This window comes from Achromobacter sp. T5-5, from assembly GCF_055397965.1.
Window position 1 is genome coordinate 3,493,237 of record NZ_AP027919.1, and the last position, 21,326, is coordinate 3,514,562.

General features: G+C 66.9%; 20 protein-coding genes. 7 read left to right on the top strand and 13 right to left on the bottom strand.

Annotated features, from left to right (window positions below):
* Positions 1-12: 12 nt before the first annotated feature.
* Positions 13-1,083: a porin gene (locus tag ACZ50Q_RS15845; protein ID WP_464078926.1), complete on the top strand. Its 1,071-nt coding sequence runs from the start codon at positions 13-15 to the stop codon at positions 1,081-1,083.
* 256 nt (positions 1,084-1,339) lie between these two features.
* Positions 1,340-2,644, top strand: a complete 1,305-nt coding sequence (locus tag ACZ50Q_RS15850) for an alpha/beta hydrolase (RefSeq protein ID WP_464078927.1) — start codon at positions 1,340-1,342, stop codon at positions 2,642-2,644.
* An 18-nt stretch (positions 2,645-2,662) separates the two neighbouring features.
* On the opposite strand, the gene ACZ50Q_RS15855 is transcribed toward ACZ50Q_RS15850, so the two are convergent.
* The 7 genes from ACZ50Q_RS15855 to ACZ50Q_RS15885 form a co-directional block, all read right to left on the bottom strand.
* Positions 2,663-3,469 (bottom strand): putative hydro-lyase, encoded by an 807-nt coding sequence (locus ACZ50Q_RS15855; protein WP_464078928.1) that lies wholly within the window; start codon positions 3,467-3,469, stop codon positions 2,663-2,665.
* A 36-nt stretch (positions 3,470-3,505) separates the two neighbouring features.
* On the bottom strand, positions 3,506-4,855 hold the full coding sequence (locus ACZ50Q_RS15860; protein WP_076522114.1) for an amidase: 1,350 nt from the start codon (positions 4,853-4,855) through the stop codon (positions 3,506-3,508).
* A 91-nt stretch (positions 4,856-4,946) separates the two neighbouring features.
* Positions 4,947-5,630 carry a DUF2848 domain-containing protein gene (locus tag ACZ50Q_RS15865; RefSeq protein WP_464078929.1) on the bottom strand — a complete coding sequence of 228 codons (684 nt, stop codon included), beginning with the start codon at positions 5,628-5,630 and terminating at the stop codon, positions 4,947-4,949.
* Positions 5,631-5,696: 66 nt separating this feature from the next.
* The gene (locus ACZ50Q_RS15870) at positions 5,697-6,980 is read right to left on the bottom strand and encodes a TRAP transporter large permease (protein ID WP_464078930.1); all 1,284 of its coding nucleotides are present in this window, start codon (positions 6,978-6,980) and stop codon (positions 5,697-5,699) included.
* Positions 6,977-7,597, bottom strand: a complete 621-nt coding sequence (locus tag ACZ50Q_RS15875) for a TRAP transporter small permease subunit (protein WP_076521047.1) — start codon at positions 7,595-7,597, stop codon at positions 6,977-6,979. Before ACZ50Q_RS15875 ends, ACZ50Q_RS15870 begins: the two co-directional genes overlap by 4 nt.
* Positions 7,598-7,752: 155 nt before the next feature.
* Positions 7,753-8,799 (bottom strand): TRAP transporter substrate-binding protein, encoded by a 1,047-nt coding sequence (locus tag ACZ50Q_RS15880; RefSeq protein ID WP_464078931.1) that lies wholly within the window; start codon positions 8,797-8,799, stop codon positions 7,753-7,755.
* A 414-nt stretch (positions 8,800-9,213) separates the two neighbouring features.
* Entirely contained in the window at positions 9,214-10,101 is an 888-nt protein-coding gene (locus ACZ50Q_RS15885) for a LysR family transcriptional regulator (protein WP_076521049.1), read from the bottom strand.
* A 111-nt stretch (positions 10,102-10,212) separates the two neighbouring features.
* Between ACZ50Q_RS15885 and ACZ50Q_RS15890 the strand changes: the two genes are divergently transcribed.
* Positions 10,213-11,187, top strand: a complete 975-nt coding sequence (locus ACZ50Q_RS15890; RefSeq protein WP_464078932.1) for a DMT family transporter — start codon at positions 10,213-10,215, stop codon at positions 11,185-11,187.
* A 106-nt stretch (positions 11,188-11,293) separates the two neighbouring features.
* Positions 11,294-12,484 (top strand): enoyl-ACP reductase FabV, encoded by a 1,191-nt coding sequence (gene fabV / locus ACZ50Q_RS15895; protein WP_464078933.1) that lies wholly within the window; start codon positions 11,294-11,296, stop codon positions 12,482-12,484.
* Positions 12,485-12,548: 64 nt separating this feature from the next.
* Here fabV and ACZ50Q_RS15900 read toward each other — a convergent pair whose 3' ends face one another.
* Complete coding sequence (locus tag ACZ50Q_RS15900) at positions 12,549-12,854, bottom strand: hypothetical protein (protein WP_464078934.1); 306 nt, start codon at positions 12,852-12,854, stop codon at positions 12,549-12,551.
* Positions 12,855-13,205: 351 nt separating this feature from the next.
* Complete coding sequence (locus ACZ50Q_RS15905) at positions 13,206-13,883, bottom strand: ABC transporter ATP-binding protein (RefSeq protein ID WP_076521053.1); 678 nt, start codon at positions 13,881-13,883, stop codon at positions 13,206-13,208.
* On the opposite strand from ACZ50Q_RS15905, the gene ACZ50Q_RS15910 reads away from it, so the two are divergent.
* Entirely contained in the window at positions 13,882-14,529 is a 648-nt protein-coding gene (locus tag ACZ50Q_RS15910) for an arylesterase (protein WP_464078935.1), read from the top strand. The two genes, ACZ50Q_RS15905 and ACZ50Q_RS15910, sit on opposite strands and share 2 nt — an antisense overlap.
* 16 nt (positions 14,530-14,545) lie before the next feature.
* Here ACZ50Q_RS15910 and ACZ50Q_RS15915 read toward each other — a convergent pair whose 3' ends face one another.
* A complete protein-coding gene (locus ACZ50Q_RS15915; RefSeq protein ID WP_464078936.1) occupies positions 14,546-16,510 on the bottom strand; it encodes a SurA N-terminal domain-containing protein in 1,965 nt (654 codons plus the stop codon).
* A 305-nt stretch (positions 16,511-16,815) separates the two neighbouring features.
* Here ACZ50Q_RS15915 and ugpQ point away from each other — a divergent pair, with 305 nt between their 5' ends.
* Together ugpQ and ACZ50Q_RS15925 are read left to right on the top strand one after the other, a co-directional pair.
* Positions 16,816-17,565 (top strand): glycerophosphodiester phosphodiesterase, encoded by a 750-nt coding sequence (ugpQ, locus tag ACZ50Q_RS15920; RefSeq protein ID WP_092575588.1) that lies wholly within the window; start codon positions 16,816-16,818, stop codon positions 17,563-17,565.
* A 12-nt stretch (positions 17,566-17,577) separates the two neighbouring features.
* Positions 17,578-18,468 (top strand): 23S rRNA (adenine(2030)-N(6))-methyltransferase RlmJ, encoded by an 891-nt coding sequence (locus tag ACZ50Q_RS15925; protein ID WP_076521057.1) that lies wholly within the window; start codon positions 17,578-17,580, stop codon positions 18,466-18,468.
* A gap of 88 nt (positions 18,469-18,556) precedes the next feature.
* On the opposite strand, the gene ACZ50Q_RS15930 is transcribed toward ACZ50Q_RS15925, so the two are convergent.
* The 3 genes from ACZ50Q_RS15930 to ACZ50Q_RS15940 all read right to left on the bottom strand — a co-directional run bounded on the left by ACZ50Q_RS15930 (position 18,557) and on the right by ACZ50Q_RS15940 (position 21,231).
* Positions 18,557-19,987: a dihydrolipoyl dehydrogenase gene (locus ACZ50Q_RS15930; RefSeq protein WP_464078937.1), complete on the bottom strand. Its 1,431-nt coding sequence runs from the start codon at positions 19,985-19,987 to the stop codon at positions 18,557-18,559.
* A gap of 133 nt (positions 19,988-20,120) precedes the next feature.
* The gene (locus tag ACZ50Q_RS15935; RefSeq protein ID WP_076521059.1) at positions 20,121-20,849 is read right to left on the bottom strand and encodes a glutathione peroxidase; all 729 of its coding nucleotides are present in this window, start codon (positions 20,847-20,849) and stop codon (positions 20,121-20,123) included.
* 181 nt (positions 20,850-21,030) lie between these two features.
* A complete protein-coding gene (locus ACZ50Q_RS15940) occupies positions 21,031-21,231 on the bottom strand; it encodes a heavy-metal-associated domain-containing protein (RefSeq protein WP_076521060.1) in 201 nt (66 codons plus the stop codon).
* Positions 21,232-21,326: the final 95 nt, after the last annotated feature.

The following is a 21,326-nucleotide window of genomic DNA, read 5'->3' on the forward strand; positions in this document are numbered from 1 at the left end:
GAGGAGTCTCAAGTGAAACGCATCACCCTCACGCTGGCCGCGGCCGGCATGGGCCTGGCCGCCGGTACGGCCAGCGCCGAAACCAGCGTCACCCTGTACGGCATCGCCGACGTCAGCATCCGCTACCTGAGCACCAGTTCAGGCGCCGTGGGCGAAGACGGCAGCCGCGTCTCCATGGAAAACGGCGCCATCTCCAACAGCCGCTGGGGCCTGCGCGGCTCGGAAGACCTGGGCAACGGCAACCGCGCCTTCTTCCGCCTGGAAAACGGCGTCAACCTGCAGAACGGCCGCGGGTCGGATACGTCCAAGGCCTTCAGCCGCCTGGCCTACGTCGGCCTGGATGGCGGCAACATCGGCACGCTGACGCTGGGCCTGCAGAACACGCCCATGTTCGACCTGCTGGCCGATTATTTCGACCCGTTGACCGTCGGCAATTACGAGCAGAACGCCTGGCTGCCCGCCGCCATGTCGCGCGTGCGCACCAACAACATGACCAAATACGCCAACACCTTCGGCAACCTGGCCGTGGTGGCCTCGTGGGCCAACGGCGACGACTGGGACGACCGCAAGGCCGGCCAGCAATATGGCGCCAGCCTGCGCTACACCGTGGGCCAGCTCGGCCTGGGCGCGGCCTGGCAACAGACCTACGCCGCCGCCGACTCCGACCAGCGCCAGCGCGCCTGGAACCTGAACGCCTCCTACCAGTTCGAGTCCGCCAAGGTCTTCGCGGGCTACTTCAATGGCCGCGACGAAACGGGCTGGGTCAACGGCGTCATGGGCGGCACCACCACCGCCAGCCTCGATCGCAAGGACAACGGCTATTTCGCCGGCGTGACCTGGCAGGCCACACCGCGCTGGGCCATCACGGGCGCGGCCTACTACGACCGCAGCGAGAACGTGGTCGAGGAAGGCGACAAGGGCAAGCGCTACGCGCTGGTCGCCGTGGCCGAATACGCGCTGTCCAAGCGCACGCAACTGTACGGCACCATCGACTGGAACAAGGTCAGCGACGCCGCCAGCGGCGAAATCGCCGGTCAGAGCCACCAGCTCGGCGCCGCCGTAGGCATGCGCCACATCTTCTGACGCCCCAAGCGCCGGCCCCCGCCGGGCCGGCGCGTGTCAAAACGAGCTGTCTGGCATCCGTGTGAAATGGTCTTCCTTCCGAGACCGTGCCCCAAGGGTGTCAGACACCCCCCCTTCCCCCTTGATCGTCGCCATGACCACGGCGACAATCCACGCGTGCCTTCGCCGTTTGCAGTGGTATGACGGTGGCGCTTCGCGTGACGCTCCCGGCGCCTGCGCAGCGCCCATCCCCACCAACCTGAACCGGGCCCACCGCATGAGCCTCCTGCGTGCCTGCGCGTCTGCGTCACCGAGCCATCCGCTGCGGGTTGTCCTGACGGCCCTGCTGGCGGCAGCCATGGCGTTGCTGGCGGCCTGCTCCTCGCCCGTGCAGTTGATGCCCACGCCGCTCAAGTTCACGACCGGCCACGTGGATCCCTTCGAGCACAAGGACGCGGCGCTCGACAGCACCTCGATCCCCCTGTTGTACGCCACCAACCGCGCCGTGTTCATTGGGTCGCGCCAGCCGTTCTATTCCATTTTCCCCAGCGACACGCTGCGCCTGGGCATCGCGAAGGTGCAGATCGGCGACGGCACGCTGGACTGGGATCAACTGCGGCAGCTTTCCACCTCGGGCAGCCAGCGCGGCCGGCCGGTGCTCAGCCTGGAGCGCATGGACGAGCTGGTCGCGCTGCCCCTGCAAAGCGACGTGCAAGCCTCGCCCGAGGCGCGGGCGTACTTCGACCTCATCAACGACGCCCTGGCGGTCAGCCGGCACCGCGACCTGATCATCTACGTGCACGGGTTCAACAACGCCGTGTGGCGCGGCACCGCGCAGGCCGCCCAGTTCCATCATTTCACGGGCCGCCAGGCCGTCGTGCTGGCCTTCCTGTGGCCCTCGGCGGGCAGTCTGCTGTCCTATGCCACCGATGTCCGCGCCGCGCGCGCGTCGGTGCCCGCGTTTGCGCGGCTGATAGAACTGCTGGCGAGCAACACGAATGCCGAACACATCAACGTGCTCGCCTTCAGCGCGGGCGCGCGGATCGCGAGCGAAGGGCTGGCCACGCTGGCCCAGCCGCGGGACGGCGAAAGCCGCGAGCAGTTGCGTGCGCGGCTGCGCCTGGGGCAGATCTATTTTGCGGCGCCCGACGAGGACACCTATCGGTTCGTGACGGACCTGCGCCAGTACATCGACCTGACCGAACGCGTAAGCCTGGGCGCCAACCTGGACGATCGCGCCCTGGGCTTCGCGGCGCGCCATCAGCGCGCGTCCCGGGCCGGCCGCCCCAGCGCGGACGACCTGACGCCGGAACAGGTGGAATTCGTGAACGCGGCTTCCCAGCAGTTGAACTTCGACATGATCTGGGTCGATCCGCGCGCCATCCCCGACATGCACCGCCGCGCGCACAGTTTCTGGTTCGGCAACAGCTGGGTCAGCAGCGACGTGCTGATGCAGTTCCTGTACCACAAGGCGCCAGCCGACCGCGGGCTGCAGGAAGGCTACACGCAGCAAGGCATGCGCTTCTGGACCTTCCCGCCCGACTACGACCAGCGCGTCGAAGCACTCATGCGCAAGCGTTGAAGCCTGCGCAGCGCCCGGTCAGAACACCGCCATGCGGCTGTTGATGAGGTCCGTGACCAGCATGTGGCCCGGCGCGTGCGTGATGCAGAACTCGGGCCGCACGGCCGCCACGACCGACTGCGGCGTGACGCCGCAGGCCCAGAACACGGGCATTTCCCCGGCGCGGATCTCCACCGGATCGCCGTAGTCGGGACGGTCGATGTCAGCGATGCCGATGAGCGACGGATCGCCGATGTGGACCGGCGCGCCGTGCACGGACGGAAAGCGCGACGTCACCTGGATCGCGCGTATCGCGTCCGCCGCCTTGAGCGGGCGCATGGACACCACCAGCGGACCGCCGAAGACGCCGGCGGGCTGCGTGGGGATGTTGGTGCGGTACATCGGCACATTGCTGCCCTGTTCGATGTGACGCACGGGCAGCCCGTTGTCCAGCATGGCCTCTTCAAACGAAAACGAGCAGCCGATCAGGAACGAGACGAGGTCGTCACGCCAGAGGTCGCGCACGTCCGTCGGTTCGGCGACCAGCACGCCGTCCTTCCAGACCCGGTAGCGCGGAATGTCGGTGCGGATATCGATGTCCGCGCCCAGTTCCGGCAACGACGGGTCGCCCGGTTCGGACATGGCCAGCAAGGGGCAAGGCTTGGGATTGCGCTGGCAGAAGTGCAGGAAATCCGCCGCCAGCGCGCGCGGCAGGATGGCCAGGTTGGCCTGCACGTGCCCCGGCGCCAGATTGGCCGTGGGTCCGGTCAGGCGCCCGCTGCGCGCGTCCAGCCGCGCCTGCCGGGCAAGCGCGAGGCTGGTTCGAACGTTATCGGCGTCAGGCATGAAAGTTCTCTTGTTGCAGGTTGCTTGAAATGCCGGTCAGCGGCCGGCGAACAGGTCTTCGACGGACAGGCCGATGCCCAGGATCCGGCGATCCGCGCCGTTGCTGCCGGCGATCATCAGGCCGACCGGCGCGGTGCCCGCCGCATGGCACGGCAGCGACAGCGCGCAGCCGTCCAGGAAGTTGATGAGCGTCGGATTGCGCAGGATCAGGCCGTTGGCGGCGTAGTAGGCCTCGTCGGCGGCCTGCAGGTCCGCCACGGGCGGCGCCACGATGGGCGTGGTGGGCATGATGAGCGCGTCATAGCCCGCGATGCGGTGATCCACGGCGGCGACCCAGGCTTCGCGCGCATCCAGCAGATCCAGGTAATCCGCCGCCGACATGTCCTGTCCGCGCATGATGCGCGACACCACGCGCGGGTCGTAGCGCTTGCCCGCGCGCGCGATCAGGTCGCGGTGCCAGGCCCAGGCTTCCGCGGCGGTGAAGCCGCCCTTGCTGTTGATGGACGCCAGTTCAGCGAATTCGGGAATCTCGATCCGGTCAATCAGCGCGCCGGCCGCTTCCAGCCGCTGCACCGCCGCCGCGAAGCTGTCCGACACATGCTTGTCCATGGCGTCCAGCGCCAGCGTGGTCGGAATGGCCAGGCGCAGGCCGCGCACGGGCAATGCCTGCGGCAGCGGTCCCGCGTCGCCCGACAGGATGGCGTCCAGCTCGGCGCAGCAGCGCACGCTGGCGGCGATGGGACCGATGGAGTCCAGGTTGGCCGACAGCGGCAGCACGCCCTGCATGGACACGCGCCAAGCGCTGGGCTTGAATCCCGTCAGGCCGCACAGGGCGGCCGGGATGCGCACGGAGCCGCCCGTGTCCGAACCGATGCCCGCGACAGCCATGCCATCCGCGACCGAAACGGCGGCGCCGGAGGACGATCCGCCGGGAATGCGGCCGGTGGCGCGGTCGTAGGGGTTGAGGGGCGTGCCGTAGTGCGGATTGATGCCCAGGCCCGAATACGCGAATTCGGTCATGTTGGTGCGGCCGATGATGACGGCGCCGGCGGCGATCAGGCGCTGCACGACTTCGGCGTTCGCCTCGGCCGCGGGCTCGCCTTCGCGCGCCACCGAACCGGCCATCGTGGTTTCGCCCTCGATGTCGAACAGGTCCTTGATGCTGATGGGCAGGCCGTCGATCGCGGATCGCACGATGCCCGCCGCGCGCAGCGTGTCGGACGCGCGCGCCTGGGCCAGCGCCGATTCGGCATACAGCTTGGTGAACGCGCGGGCGCCCTCGCCCGCCGGATCCTGGGCCCGCGCCAGCGCGGCTTCGGTCAGCGCAACGGAGGTGCTGCGGCCCTCGCGCAGGGCCGTGGTCAGATCATTCAGGGTCGAAACCATCATTGTCCTCATGCCGCCGGGCGGCGTGAATGTGCGAACGGACGCATCCGCAGGAATGCGCCCGGTTAATCAGTGCCGGGAATGGCAGGTGTCAGGCCACCACGGGAAGCGATTCGACATGATAGCGGTGGCGCAACGTGCGCTGCAGGCGCGGATCGTGCAGTTCCATCGTGAAATCCGCCGCCGCGCGGATGCCGCCGATGGCGCCCACGGTGCCGCAGGTCATGCCCGCGCCTTGCGGCAGCACGGCAGCGCCGCCGGTGTAGCCCGCGATCAGGTCCTGCGGCGTGCGCAGCGTGGACAGCGGACCTTCCTGGTACAGCACCTTTTCGCCGTTCTCGACGATATAGGAGCGGATGACCAGCTCGTCCCAGTGGTCCGCCACGTCGGCAAGGCGCCAGGCCTCGGTGGCCACGGGCTTGACGCAGACCTGCTTGGACATGGCCACGCTGACCGTTTCCAGCTTGCGGTCGGTGTGGTCGGAAGCGATGCTGACGTACATCTCGCCGTCCACGGCAAAGACGAACGTCTCGACTTCGCCCGACGACTCCTCGCCCAGCGCCTGCACGTTGGCGGCCTGGGTCAACTGGTTCTCCGCGATGCGGTAGTACAGCGGCACGCTGCTCGGACGCGGCACGCCGATGGCGGCCAATTCTTCGATGTGATGCTCGATGGCGGCCATGTCGCGGCCGGCCCAGCCCGCCACGATCACGGTGTTGAAATCCACTTCCACCTGACGGGGATTGGCGTCGTCGATCTTGAATACGGCTTTCATGTCTGTCCTGCGAAGAAGGGGGTGAAGAACGGCGCGGCATCGGGCCGCGCCGGGATCAAAGGGAAATCAGCCAAAGACGCGCGGCAGCCACAGCGCGATGTCGGGCCAGAACGCCAGCAGCGCCAGCATCACGAACATGGCTGCGACGAACGGCAGGCTGCCGACGATGACCGCGCTCATGGAACCGCTCTTGCGCAGGCTCTGCACGACGAACAGGTTCAATCCGACGGGCGGCGTGATCAGGGCGGCCTCGACCAGGATGATGATCACGATGCCGAGCCAGATGGGGTCGTAGCCCAGCGCGATCATGATGGGCGCGACGATGGGAATCGTCGTGATCATCATGGACAGGGTTTCCATGAAGCAGCCGAGCACCAGATAGAAAATCACCACGATCAGCAACATCCAGCCGGGCGACAAGCCGAGCCCGGTGATGGACTTGGTCAATGCATCCGTCAAGCCCGTGGCCGACATGATGAAGTTCAGGAAGCTCGCCGCGATGACGATCAGCATGATCATCGCCGTGGAGCGCATCGTGCCCTCCATCACCTCGCGCAGCATCGACCAGCTCAGGCGGCGGAACCACGCTGCCAGGATGAAGGCGCCCAGCACGCCCAGCGCCGCGGCTTCAGTCGGCGTCGCCAGGCCCGCATAGATGGAGCCCACCACCAGGAAGAAGATCCCCATGGGCGGCGCCAGGTGCACGAGGCTGGCCAGGCGCTGGCCCCACGTCGCGCTGATCTTCTTGCCGCCCCACGACGGCTTGGCGACGCAGGCGACGACCACCGTCAGCATGAACAGCATCGCCATCGCGAAGCCGGGAATGATGCCGGCCAGGTACAGCTTGGGCACCGACGAGTTCGTCAGCACGCCATAGATGACCAGGTTGATCGAGGGCGGGATAAGAATGCCCAGCGTGCCGCCCGCGGCAAGACTGCCCAGGAACAGCGGTTCGTTGTAGCCGTACTTGCGGATCTGCGGAATGGCGACGGTGCCCACGGTGGCCGCGGTGGCCACGCTGGAGCCGGAGGTCGCCGAAAACAGGGTCGACGCGCCGATATTGGCATGCATCAGCCCGCCCGGCAGCCACGACAGCCACAGGCTCATGGCGCCGTACATGCGCTCGGCAAAGCCGGCGCGCAGCAAGACCTCGCCCAGCATGATGAACAGCGGAATCGCCACCAGGAGGAACTCGTTGTTCGAGCTCCAGGAAATCTCGCCGATGGCGCGCGTCAGCGGCAGCATCGAGAACATCGGGTCCAGGATCAGGCCCAGCACGCCCAGCGCGGCGCCCACGGGGATGGACAGGCCGATGAGCACCAGCAATAGTGTCAACGCGGTGGCAATCATGCGGATTCTCCCTTGACCATGCGCTCGCCGGCGGCGGCTTCTTCTTCGGCCTCTTCCTGCGCGGAGCGCACGCCGCAGATCTGCTTGACCAGTTCGATGTCGCCCGTGACCAGGGCAGCGGAGGCGCGCGCCAGCATCAGCGCGACGGTGATGCACATCCAGCCCAGGCCCAGCATCCACAGGCCCTGCGGAATCCACAGCGGCGTGGCCAGCGGCGTGTTGGCGGTGGACTTCTGGGTCCAGGACGTCACCACCACGTCGTAGGCGTAGTAGGTCAGGAACACCATGAAGACGGCCAGCGCCACAATGGAAAGCCAGTCCAGCACGGCCGACAGTCGGACGGGCAGGTGTTGGTACAGCACGTCGACGCGCACGTTGGCGCGTTGCAGCGTCGCAAAGGCCAGCGCCCAGGACGTGCTGATCGCGAAGGCGTAGCTGGACAGTTCGTCCGCGCCGCCGGTCGTGAAGCCCAGGAATTTACGGGCCAGCACGTCAAAGGAGATCAGCAGCACGCTGGCGACCGTCAGGGCGCCGCCGGCCCATACGGCCGCGCGCGAAAAGCTCTCGGCGCGCCGCAACAGGCCGCCGAGCAGGCGGAAGTGTTCGGTTTGAGTCATGAATGGAACCTCGGGTGGCTCGGCCTGGCATCACAGGCGGATGGCGCAGGCCGGTATCGCAAGCCGGTATTGCAAGCCCGTGTCGCGGGCGGGTACAGCAGGCCGGCGCGTTGGCCGGCGGACGCGCCGGCCCGCGGGCTGGCGCGTCCTGGCGTTTACTTGCTGGCGGTCAGGTTCAGGGTCTTGCCGACGGTGGCGTTCCAGTCCTTCACGCACTGCGCCGAGCAACGGGCGGCCCACTTGGGCAGCACGGCCTCTTGCGCCACCTTCTTCAGCAGGGCGCGGTCGGCATCGGAGGGTTGCACCAGAACCATCTTGCCCTTGACGGGGAACGGGCATGCGGCAGCGCCCGTGTTGCAGTCATAGCCTTCCTGCGTCTGGCGGGCGGCGGCGTCCCAGATGTTGTCGACCAGCGTGGTGATGTTGGTCTGCAGGAACGTGCGCACCTTCGGATCCAGCTTGTCCCAGGCCTTCTGGTTGACGGCATGGATCTGCTGGTTCCAGTTGATCGGCAGCGCGACCAGGTGGGTCGACACTTCATACCACTTGGCCGAATAGCCCGACAGCGAACCCGTGATGGCGCAGTCCACAACCTTGTTCTGCAGCGCGGGGACCACTTCGCCGAAGGCCATCGTCACGCTCGAACCGCCCAGCGCTTCCACGAATTCGGCCGTGGTGCGGCTGCTGGTACGGACCTTCTTGCCCTTGATGTCGGCCAGGCCCTTGATCTCGGCATTGCAGAACAGCACCTGCGCCGGATAGGTGGAAATGCCCAGCAGCTTGACGTTGTTGCCTTCGCCGTAGAGCTTGGCGTAGACGGGCTCGAATGCGTCGGTCACGGCGCGCGCGGTCTTGACGTCCGGCGCCAGGCCGGCCAGGTCGATGGCTTCGTTGATGGGATTGTCGCTGGCGAAGTACGACAGCGTGGCGGTGCCGAATTCGATCACGCCCTGCGACATCAGGCGCAGCAGCTCAGGCCCCTTCAGGCCCATTTCGTTGAAGCCCTTGATCTCCGCCGTGACCTGTCCCTTGGACAGCTCGGGAATGGTCTTGGTCCAGAACGGCTTCTCGTAGTCGTTGTAAGCGGTCAGGTTGGACAGGCCGCCCACGACCTTCAGGTTGGTCTTGGGCAGGTCCTGGGCCTGGACGGCGCCGGCCAACAGGCTGGCGGCGACGGCGGCGAAAGCAAGAGACTTCTTCATGGACAAAACTCCTGGCTGGCGGGATCGTCTGTCGCGCGCGGGATCCCGTTATCCTGGTCGCGCGCCGTTAAGAATCGGGTGTCAGGGATGCAAGGCAGGGACAGGAAATGCGTCAGGTCCGACGTGCAACTGATGCCTATTCATGGTTTTCCCCCGCACTGTGTATCCAGGCGCTACTTATTTCTGTAGCGCCATTGCATCGCCAGGGGCGGCGACCGTCCAATCGTATGTTGCGATGTGGGGGTATAAATTTTTTTTGGGTCTCGCCGCGCAATTTGCCGCCGTTTTTCGCAAACGACGCATCGGCGCGGCTTTGCGGCAGATGCCGCACTGCGCAAACCGGCGCGGCATGCGCGCCGGCCACGGGTGGCGCGGCGCCCCATCTGGGGAAAACACCTACGGCCATTTGGCCGTTCAGGCCTGCGCCGCGACCTTCTGCGCCATCTGCGCGATGATGCGCACGGCGTGGCTGTCCGGCCCCTGCACCCAGGTGGCGGTAAAGCTCAGCTCGGGCAGCGGATCGGCCTGCACCTGCAGGATCCGCAGTTCGCCGCGGGCCAGTTCCTTGCCCAGGAACACGGGCGCGATCACGCTGGTGCCAATTGCATCCTGCGTCATCCGCACCACCATGGACATCGACGCGCTGCCATACATGCGCGGCGACGCGATCCCCGCCCGCGTGAGCATGTCGCGCACCACGCGGTACGGCGAACTGTTGGACGGATACGTGATGATCGGCAGCTTGCCGATCGTCGCCAGCGTCAGGGGCTCCGGCCCCAGGTCCAGCAACGGGCTCGCCACCCACGCCAGCGGATACGTGCACAGCGGCAGGTTCTCGACCCGGGCCTCCAGCACCGGCCCCATCAGGAACGCCAGGTCGATCTGCCGCGACATCAGGTGCGAGCGCAGCACATGCGTGGTGTCCACCTCGATCTCGAGCACCAGCGCCGGATACGTCGCATGGATCAGTTCGATGAGGGCTGGCAGCCAGGTCTGCACGATGGTCTCGGCCACGCCGATGCGCACCGTGCCGGACATGACGTTCTGCTCGCGCGCGGCCTCGAACATGTCGCGCCGCACCTGCAGCATGCGCTCCGCGTGCGACAGCAGTTCATGCCCCTTGGCCGTCAGCTTGACGCCGCGCGCATCGCGGTCGAACAGCTTGACGCCCAGGTCCGCCTCGAGCGAGGCGATGCGCTGCGAGACCGCGGGCTGCGTGGTGTTGAGCTTGTCCGACGCGGCGCGAAAGCTGCCCAGCGTGGCGACCCAGAAAAAAGTTTCGACGTTTCGTAGTTCTATCATTGGCCTGTTCCCCTGCCGGGATGAGCGTATCATGTCAGCCGCCCAGCGCCGCGTCGCCTGCATCAGTCCGATGGCGCGACGGTCCCTTCATCCAGAACAGGAGCCCTGTCCATGTCCCCGGCCGATAACGGTCGCCCGCGCCCCGGCGCGTCCGCCGCGCGCGGCCCGATGATCGGTGTGCTGCTGCTGGTGCTGTCGATGTGGACCCTGTCCTGCCTGGACGCCAGCGGCAAGTGGGTCATGGATGCGGGCGTACCGCTCCTGGTGCTGTCCTGGTTCCGTTATGCCATTCACCTGGTGCTGGTGCTGGCACTGGTCCTGCCGGCCCGCGGCACGGCCGTGCTGCGCAGCAAGAAGCCGCGCGAGCAGCTCGTGCGCGGCGGCTCGATGTTCCTGGCCACGCTCATGTTCTTTACGACGCTGAGCTACATCCCGCAGGCCGAGGCCACGTCCATCAACTTCCTGGCGCCGCTGCTGGTGCTGTCGCTGGCGCCCTGGATCCTGAACGAACCCGCGCGCCTGTCGCGCTTCGTCGCCGCGGGCATTGCCTTCGTCGGCGTGCTCATCGTCATCCGTCCCGGCGGCGGGCTGCACCCCATCGGAACGATCTTCGGGCTGTTGACGGCCTGTTGCTTTACCGCGCAATTCATCGCCACGCGCCGCGTGGCGGGCGACGACCCGTTCACGTCCCTGATCTGGAGCGGCGCGGTGGGCACTGTGTGCCTGACGGTCACCCTGCCCTTCATCCTGCCGCCCGCCCTGCCCGTGCTGCAGGGCCTGTCCACGCTGGACTGGATCGTGCTGATCTCGACCGGCCTCACCGGCGGCCTGGGCCACCTGTTCCAGATCGCCGCCTACCGCCGCGCGCCGGCCTCCACGCTGGCCCCGTTCATCTACCTGCAGATCATCAGCGCGGCGTCGGTCGGCTGGCTGGTGTGGGGCCACTTCCCCGACCCGCTGACCTGGCTGGGCATCGCGATCATCTGCGCCAGCGGCATGGGCATCGGCCTGGTCGAATGGCGACGCAGCCGCGCCCAGGGCGCCGTCCCGGCCGGTTCCGCCTCCGGCAAGACGGCCGCTCGCTGAACGGCGGCCGGCCCGCCGCCGCGGGCCGACCGCCTCCCGTACAATGCGCTTCGCCTTTTGCCCTATGCGGCATCGGCCCCTGGCGTATCCCCAACAAGAGGCCCTCATGATCATCAAGCCCCGCGTGCGCGGTTTCATCTGCGTCACCACCCATCCCGTCGGCTGCGAGGCCAACGTCAAGAACCAGATCGACTACGTGAAGGCGCAGGGAGCGGTGCCCGGGGGGCCCAAGCGCGTGCTGGTGCTGGGCGCATCGACCGGTTACGGACTGGCCGCGCGCATCACCGCGGCATTCGGCTGTGGCGCGCAGACGCTGGGCGTCTTCTACGAACGCCCGGGCGAAGCCAGCAAGGCGGGCACGCCGGGCTGGTACAACAGCGCCGCCTTCCACAAGTTCGCCGAGGCCGAAGGCCTGACCGCGCAAAGCATCAATGGCGATGCGTTCTCCGACGAGATCAAGCAAAAGACCATCGCCGCCATCAAGGCGGGCATGGGTCAGGTCGACCAGGTCATCTACAGCCTGGCCGCCCCGCGCCGCACGCATCCGAAGACCGGGCAGGTCTACAACTCCACCCTCAAGCCCATCGGCAAGTCCGTGACCCTGCGCGGCCTGGACACCGACAAGGAACTCATCAAGGACGGCGTGCTGGAACCGGCCTCGCAAGCCGAGATCGACGCCACCGTCGCCGTGATGGGCGGCGAGGACTGGCAGATGTGGATCGATGCGCTGCAGGCGGCCGGCGTGCTGGCCGAAGGCGCCACCACCACCGCCTTTACGTATCTGGGCGAAAAGATCACGCACGACATCTACTGGAACGGCTCGATCGGCGCCGCCAAGAAAGACCTGGACCAGAAGGTGCTGGACATCCGCGCAAAGCTGGCGGCCCATGGCGGCGACGCGCGCGTGTCGGTGCTCAAGGCCGTCGTGACGCAGGCCAGCTCGGCCATTCCGATGATGCCGCTGTACCTGTCGCTGCTCTTCAAGGTCATGAAGGAAGACGGCACCCATGAAGGCTGCATCGAGCAGGTGTATGGCCTCTACCGCGACAGCCTCTGCGGCCCCTCGCCCATCATGGATGAGGAAGGACGCCTGCGCGCCGATCGCAAGGAACTGGCTCCGCACGTACAGGCGCAAGTACAGGCCCTATGGAACCAGGTCGACACCGGCAGCCTTTATACGCTGACCGATTTTGCGGGCTACAAGCGCGAATTCCTGCGCCTCTTCGGCTTTGAAATCGACGGCGTGGATTATGACGCCGACGTCGATCCCGTCGTGGAAATGCGCGGACTGATCTGACCAGCCGCGGGGCCCGCGGGCCTCGCGTGCCTGGCTGCCCCGGCCAGCCGGGGCGCCGCCTCGGTCAGATGTATTCCAACGTGACCACGTACCGTTTGGACGCGGCGCGCGCTGCCTGAGGGCCTTCCGCAGGCACCTGCACCACACTCGTCTTGACGCGTAGCGCCGGATCGAACGTGCCTTGGCCGCGGACCGGGGCGCAGGCGACCGTGGGACGCGCGGCAGGATTGGCGTGCGTCACGCGGGGCATGCAACTACTGGGTTCTACGACTGCACCGACGAAGCGGATGACTCCGCCGTCCGCGCTGGCGACCGCCGGGGCCAGCAAAGCAACAAACAAGGATGCATGGATTGACGAACGTATAGACATGGCAACTCCTTGGCGTGGGTAAGAACAAGAACGGCACTGCATTCTTCATTCCTATTACGGCGCTTTTGCGCAAAAGCTAAGGCCGCACCAAGTAATCCATCCGACCTGCCGCATCTGCGCGGGTATTCAATGCCAACTTCGTCGTTGAAAAGAGCCTACTCCGGTTGTTTTTACGCAGCAATTCGATTTTTTAATAATTTTTCGATTGACGCTGCACAGGCGCAACATTGCAGGTCGAACTGCAAACGCAGATTGCAGATATGATTTTTTGAGGACGCGGGCCTGCCGCACTGACGCGCGACAAGGCCTTCGCAAGACAAAAAGCGCCGCGAGCGCGGCGCAAGAATGGCGTCAGGCGCCCTGAACCATGCGGCCCGCGGCCAGCACGAGTTGCCGTCCGCAGCGCGCGGCCAGTTGAGCATCGTGGGTCACCAGCACCAGCGTGGTGCCGTGTTCGCGGTGCAGGTCGAACATCAGGTCGATGACCGTCACGCCCGTGGCGGCGTCCAGGCTGCCGGTGGGCTCGTCCGCGAACAACAGATCGGGCTGCACCACGAAGGCCCGGGCCAGCGACACGCGCTGCTGCTCGCCGCCCGACAGGGTGCGCGGATAGTGGTGCAGGCGCGCACCCAGCCCGACCCGCTCAAGCATGGCCTGCGCGGCCTCGCGCGCCGCCTGGCCGGCCAGCTCCAGCGGCAGCATCACGTTTTCCAGCGCCGTCAGGTTGGGCAGGAGCTGGAACGACTGGAACACGAAACCGACATGATTGGCTCGCAGGCGCGCACGGCCGTCCTCGTCTAGCGCGAACAGGTCCTGCCCCGCCAGGTGTACGCTGCCCATGCTGGGAACATCCAGGCCGGCCAGGAGTCCCAGCAAGGTGGACTTGCCCGAGCCGGAGCTGCCCGTGATGGCCACGGCGCTGCCCGCGGCGACCGTAAAATCAATGCCTTCCAGGATAGAGAGCGTCCCGCCGGCATCGGCCACCCGCTTGCCCAGCCCTTTCACCACGATCGAGTTATTGCTATCCATGCGCCTATTTTCCCGTCTGCTTCTTGTGACTGCCTTCGCGACCGCCTCGGCGACGCCCGCCCTCGCTCAGACCGCCGCGGCAGCCCAGGGTTCCGCCCCGCGCACCGTGCTGGTGGTGGGCGACAGCCTGTCCGCCGAATACGGCATCAAGCGCGGCACCGGCTGGGTGCCCTTGCTGTCGGCGAGGATCTCCGAACAATACCCGAAGTTCCAGGTCGTCAACGCCAGCATCAGCGGCGACACGACCAGCGGCGGCGTTGCGCGCCTGCCTGCCCTGCTGCGCCAGCATGCGCCGGCCGTGGTGGTGCTGGAGCTGGGCGCCAATGACGCCCTGCGCGGCCTGCCCCTGAACATGACCGAGCAGAATCTGCGCACCATGGCCCAGGCGGCCCGCAAGGCGGATGCCGACGTGCTGATCGTCGGCATGCAGATCCCGCCCAATTACGGCCGGGATTACGCGCAGCGCTTCGCGGCCGTGTTTTCCAAGGTCGCCAAAGACGAAAAAGCCCGGCTCGTGCCCTTCCTGATGGAAGGTATTGCAACGAACCGGGCGATGTTCCAAGCTGACGGCATCCATCCGAACGAGGATGCCCAACCTCAACTGCTGGACAACGTGTGGCCGGCGCTGCGGCCCCTGTTGAACTGAACCTGCGCCGGGGCGGTCAGCCCGCGGCCTGGGCCTGATCGCCGCGGATGACCTCGGCGGCGGACGGCAGCACATTGACCTTGTACTGCTCGCGCAGCATGCGGATCATGGCCTCGGTCTCGGCCTGGCCCCAGGCGCCCGACAATTGCTGCGCCAGGCGCTCCTTGCCGGCGGCGTCGGCGTTGCCGGCCTCCACCTTTTCCAGGCGCACCAGCGTGTAATCGACGCCGGACTGCACGCCCGCGTAGGCCGGCAGCGTGGACGACGGCAGGCGCATCACGGCATCCAGCACCGGGCGCGACAGGTCCTTCGGATCCTGGCGCGACACGGTGATGGCGGGGCCGAAGCCTTCGGGCGCGGCAGCCGGGTTGGCCTTGTCGGCCGCCAGGGCCGCTTCGCCAGCCTTGCGGGCGGCTTCGGCCGAGCGCTCATCGAGCAGCTTGCCACGGATGACTTCGCTGACCTTGTCCAGCGGCGGCACGTGCGCGGGCTCGACCGCGGCCACACGCACGGCCAGCATCGTGTCGGGCGCCAGTTCGATCACGCCGGAGTTCTGCTTTTCACGCAGGACGTCAGGCGAAAACAGCACCTGGCGCACGCGCGGGTTGTCCAGCAGCGCGGCGTCCGGACTGTCGGCAGCCGAACCGGGGCCTGCCTTGTCGGCGGGCAGCAGACCTTCACGCGTGACGCCGGAAGCGGTGCGCAGTTTCAGGCCGACGGCATCGGCGGCCGGCTGCAGGCTGTCGCGCTGGTCGTAGACCTGCTTGTTCAACTGGCTGGCCATTTCGGAGAAGCGCTCCGCGGCGATCTGCTTGCGGACTTCGGCGGTGATCTGGTCCTTGACCTCGGCCAGCGGCTTGATGGCGGCGGGACTGATCTCGGTGACCTTGAGGATGTGCAGGCCGAACGGGCTTTCGACCACGCCGGACACCTGATTCAGGCCCAGGCCGAAGATGGCCTTGTCCAGCGCGCCAGCCTGCGCGCCCGGGGCGATCCAGCCCAGGTCGCCGCCCTTGGCGGCCGAGCCCGAGTCCTGCGAATTCTTGGCCGCCAGTTCAGCGAACTTGGCGGGATCGGCGGCGGCCTGCTTGGCGATGTCTTCCGCCTTGGCGCGCGCGGCCTTGCGGGCCTCTTCCGAAGCGCCGGACGGCAGTTCGATGAAGATGTGGCTGGCGCGGCGGCGTTCCGGCTGGCCAAAGCGGCTCTTGTTCTGTTCGTAGTAGGCAGCCAGGTCCTCGTCCTTGACCTGCACGCCCTGCGTGGCGGCGGCTTCGTCCAGCACGATGTACTGGACCTGCACCTGCTCGGGCACCTGCAATTGCTGCTTGTTGGCGTCGTACCAGGCCTGGATGTCGGCCGGCGTCACGCTGACCTGCGAGCGGTAGTCCGCCGCCGAGAAGCTGCGCAACTGGACCGTGCGGGTCTGCGTCAGCGCCGCCTCCAGGGCGGACACGACTTCGGCGGGCGCGCGGGCCGACTGGCCCACGGGTTCGAGCACGCGCGCAATCGCCAGATCACGGCGCAGGCCGGCTTCGAACGAGGTCGGCGACATGCCCTGGGCCGCCAGCACCTGGCGGTAGCGCTCGGGCGAGAAGCGGCCGTTGTCCTGGACTTCGGGGATGGCGGCGATGGTGTTGCGCAGCGTCTCGTCCGACACCGAGAAACGGTTGTCGGCGGCCACATTGGCCAACAGGCGCTGGTTGATCAGCTGGTTCAGCAGGCTTTCGCGCAGCGCCGGCGTGTCGATCACTGCCGGGTCGAACTGCGCGCCCAGGCGCTGGCGGAACTGCTCGAGCTGGTTGCGGTGCGCCTGGTCGAACTCGGCGCGGGAAATCGGCTGGCCCGCGACGGTGGCCAACTCGGGCTCCTGGCGCATGAAGCTGTCATAGCCTTGAATCCCGACCAGGAAGAAGGACGGCACAATCAGAATCAGCAGGATGAACTGCATCCAGCGCCGATGGCTGCGAATAAATTCGAACATGGAATCCCTGTTGCCGCGCTCCGAGGGTAGACGCCCGGGGGCCGCACAAAAACGCATAAAAAAAGGCGAAGTCGATTCGCCCTATTCCCATACCGGCTATACCGGAATCAGCGGGCGGATTTTAGCATTTCTCATTCATTACGGAGGCAAACGGCCCCAAACGGCCGCTTTGTTGAGATGCGCGGCCCGGCGCGGCCCGTTTCGCCCGGGTTCCAGGGCCCCGCCGGGCGCGGGGCGCAGGTGACACCCGCGAAGACAAGGTATCCTTGCAAGCTGTTCCAGAAGAATCCAACCGCAGCACCCAAATGACCGCAAATCTTCCCTCCTGGCCCTATTCCCGTTACATCGCGCACCGCGGCGGCGGCCGTCTGGCGCCGGAGAACACGCTGGCCGCCATGCGCGTCGGCGCAGAACATGGCTTCACGATGTTCGAATACGACGTGAAGCTGAGCCGCGACAACGTGCTGGTCCTGATGCACGACGACGACGTCGACCGCACCTCCAACGGCAAGGGGCCCGCCGCGGCCAAGACCTACGCCGAGCTTGCCCAGCTTGACTTCGGCAGTTGGCATTCGGCCGCCTACGCCGGCGAGCCGCTGCCCACCCTGGCCGCCGTCGCGCGGTATACGGTGGCCAACGGCATCGCCAGCAATGTCGAGATCAAGCCCTGCCCTGGCCGCGAGGCCGAGACCGGACGCGCCGTCGCCCTGGCCGCCCGCGAGCTGTGGCAAGGCGCGGACACCGCGCCCCTGTTGTCTTCGTTTGCCGAAGACGCCCTGGCGGCGGCCCGCGACGCGGCGCCCGAGCTACCGCGCGCCCTGCTGGTGGAAAAGGTGCCGGCCGACTGGCGCGAACGCCTCGCCAAATATGACTGCGTGGCCCTGAACATCAACCAGAAGGACGCCACCCGCGAACTGATCGACGCCGTGCATGCCGCCGGCTACCGAATCGCGGCCTGGACCGTCAATGACCCCGAACGCGCGCGCCTGCTGCTCGACTGGGGCATCGACGGCATTTTCACCGACGAGCTGGCCGCCATCCGGCCGGCCGCCTGAGGCAGACCGCCCGTGTTCAGCTACCGCCACGCCTTCCACGCCGGCAACCACGCCGACGTGCTCAAGCACGCCATCCTGGTCCACACCCTGGACTACTTCAACAAGAAAGACGCCCCCTACTGGGTCATCGACACGCATGCGGGCGCCGGCCTGTACAGCCTGGACAGCGACTGGGCGGCCAAGACCTCGGAATTCGCCGACGGCATCGGCCGGCTGTGGGAAGCGCAGGACCTGCCGCCCATCCTGGCCGATTACGTCGCCCGCATCCGCAGCTACAACACCAACGGCCGGCTGCGGCGCTATCCCGGATCGCCCTGGCTGGCGCTGGACGCGCTGCGCCCGTCCGACCGCCTGCGGCTGTTCGAGATGCACCCCACCGAGATCGACACGCTGGTCGGCAACCTGGAACACCAGGGCCGCGCCGCGCAGCGCCAAACCACGATCTACGGCGACGACGGCTTCGAGGGCGTCAAGGCGCTGCTGCCGCCGCCTACGCGCCGCGGCCTGGTGCTGATCGACCCCTCGTACGAGGACAAGCACGACTATCGCCGCACCCTGCTCACCGTGAAAGAGTGCATCAAGCGCTTTGCCACGGGCACCTACGCCATCTGGTATCCGCTGGTGCAACGCCGCGAGGCCAGCGAAATGGCGCGCCATTTCGAGAACCTGAAGGTCAAGAGCTGGCTGCACGCGACGCTGACGGTCAAGAAGGCCACCATTGACGGTTACGGCCTGCACGGCAGCGGCATGTTCCTCATCAATCCGCCCTGGACGCTGCACGACGCGCTCAAGCAGGCCATGCCCTATCTGGCGCGCGAACTGGGGCAGGACGAGCGGGCGGGCTTCACGCTGCAATACCGCGAGAATCCGTTCCCGGTCGCCAAGAAGCACTCGGACGACTGAGGCGGCGCCGCGCCCCCGGGGCGCGGCAAGCATGCAAACGGCAGGGGCCGCGCCTGGTAGGCGCGGCCCCTGCCGCATTGCGCCGCCTTCAGACTGTTTCGACGTCGGCCTGGCGCAGCGCGTCCTGCGCCTGGGCCAGCTTCGATGCCGCGTCGCGCAACGCGGTGCGCAGGCCTTCCTCGATCACGGGATGGTAGAACGGCATTTCCAGCATGCGCGCCACCGTGAGTTCCTGCTGGACGGCCCACGCCAGCAGATGGCCGATGTGTTCGGCACTCGGACCGATCATTTCGGCGCCAAGGAAGCGGCCGGTCTCGATATCCGCATACACATGCAGCATGCCGCGGTTCTTCAGCATGACGCGCGAGCGTCCCTGGTCGCTGAAGTCAACGGCCCCCGTGACGAAGGTGCCGGGCACGAGTTTCGCGTGCCCCGCCCCCACCAGCGCGATCTGCGGATCCGAGAACACCACGCCCAGCGGCGCACGGCGCAAGCCCTGGCGCATTTCGGGGAAACGCGCCGCGTTTTCGCCCGCGATCCGGCCTTCGTCGGCCGCCTCGTGCAGCAGCGGCGCGTCGGCATTGGCGTCGCCCGCAATGAAAATGGGCGCGTCGCCGGCCTGCATGGTCAGGCGGTCGAACACCGGCACGCCCTGGGCGTTCAGCGTGAGCGACGTGTTTTCCAGTCCCAGGCCGTCCACGTTCGGACGGCGGCCCGTGGCGACCAGCGCGTAGTCGAAACGTTCCGTGCGCTCGGTGTTGTCCAGCGCCACATAGCGCACCTGCACTTCGTCGCCGACGCGGGAGGTTTCCAGCACGCGGGCGTCCGTGTCCAGGTAGAACTCGCGCTGGAAGATCTTGCGCGCGGTCTGGCGCACCTGCGGGTCGCTGATGCCGCCCAGGCTGCCGCTCATGCCGAAGACGCGCACTTCCACGCCCAGGCGAGCCAGGGCCTGGCCCAGTTCCAGCCCAATCACGCCCGGCCCGAAGACCGCGACGCGGTTCGGCAGATCGTCCCACTCGAACACGTCATCATTTACGACGAGGCGGTCGCCCAGCTCGCGCAACGGCTGCGGAACGGACGGGCGCGAGCCCGTAGCGATCACCACGCGCGACGCATGGATTTCGGTGTGGTCATCCACGCGCAGCACGGTGTCCGACACGAACCTGGCGTAGCCGCGCAGCTTGTCTTGCGCCGGGATGCTCTCCACGCCGTCGACCACGAACCCCACAAAGCGGTCGCGTTCGCGCTTGACGCGGTCCATCACCAGGGCGCCGTCAACCGTGACTTCGCCGCCGATATGCACGCCGAATGCCTCCGTGTGCGCGGCGGCATGCGCGGCCTCGGCGGCCGCGATCAGCAGCTTCGAGGGCATGCAGCCCACACGGGCGCAGGTAGTGCCATAGGGCCCGCCTTCGATGAGCAGCGCGCGCTTGCCCGCCGCTTTGGCCGCGCGGTAGGCGGCCAGGCCTGCGGTGCCGGCGCCGATGACAGCAATATCGGTATGCAGAGTTTTCATGGTTGGAGATCCCCCGGTGTAGCGTGATGTTCAGGATGGCTGGTGGCGCCGGTGCCGCGCGACGACCAACGTCGCGCGGCACCGGGCTGGCCGGACGGGGATCGCGTCCCCTGCCCGGTCATGCGTCCGCCGATCAGGCGAAGTGCGCCTTCAGGTCTTCCAGGCCGCCGATGAGGGCGCCGTTGATGAACACCTGGGGAGCCGTGCCCTTGCCGGACACCGCGCCGATCACGCGGCCGCGGACCTTGTTTTCAAGCGGGATCTCGATCGGGGCGTAGCCCTTGCTGTCCAGCAGCGCCTTGGCCTCGACGCAGAACGGGCAGCCCGGCTTGGAGAACACCACGACCTGGTCGGGCTTCTTGGCCGACGGCGCGACGTGGGCCAGCATGGTGTCGGCGTCCGACACTTCGAACGGGTCGCCTTCCTTTTCGGGCTCGATGAACATCTTCTGGACCACGCCGTCCTTGACCAGCATCGAGTAGCGCCAGCTACGCTTGCCAAAGCCCAGGTCGCTCTTGTCGACCAGCATGCCCATGCCTTCGGTGAAGGCGCCGTTGCCGTCCGGCAGCAGCGTGATGTTGGCCGATTCCTGGTCCTTGGCCCATTCGTTCATGACGAAGGTGTCGTTGACCGAGACGCACACGATGCTGTCCACGCCGGCGGCAAAGAACGCCGGGGCCAGTTCGTTGTAGCGCGGCAGGTGGGTCGACGAGCAGGTCGGCGTGAAGGCGCCGGGAAGCGAGAAGACCACGACCGTCTTGTTCTTGAACAGGTCGTCGGTCGTGACCTTCTTCCACGTGTTGTCCTCGCGGACGGGGAACGTTACGTTGGGAACACGTTGGCCTTCGCGGTTTTGCAGCATTCGAATTTCTCCTTGGTGGCTTGGGGTGGCGGATTGACGACCCGCCATGAACAGAATCATAAATCCCAGCTATCAATTAAACCAATTTAATAAATTCAATTGATCGATAGTTTCAGGCAATCGAATATTCACAGCCTTAAAGACCGAAACTATCACAACCTCGCCCCAGGGGGATGCTGCGTCAGACCCGCGCCGGCTCGTAGCCCGCCTCCCGGATGGCGGCTTCCACCTTGTCGGCCTGGTCCGTGCCCGTCACCGTCACCCGGTGCGTGGGCAGGTCGACGGCCACGACGGCGCCCGGAACGGCCTGGTTGACGGCCCCGGTGATGGTCTTCACACAGTGGCCGCAGGTCATGTCGGGGACTTGGAACGCGATGCTCATGTTTTTCTCCAAAGGATTGAGGGTGGACTGGCTCAGCCACCGCACCGGCAGCTTAGACCTTCCTATCGTGGGAAGGTCAAGTCTAGAATGACGCT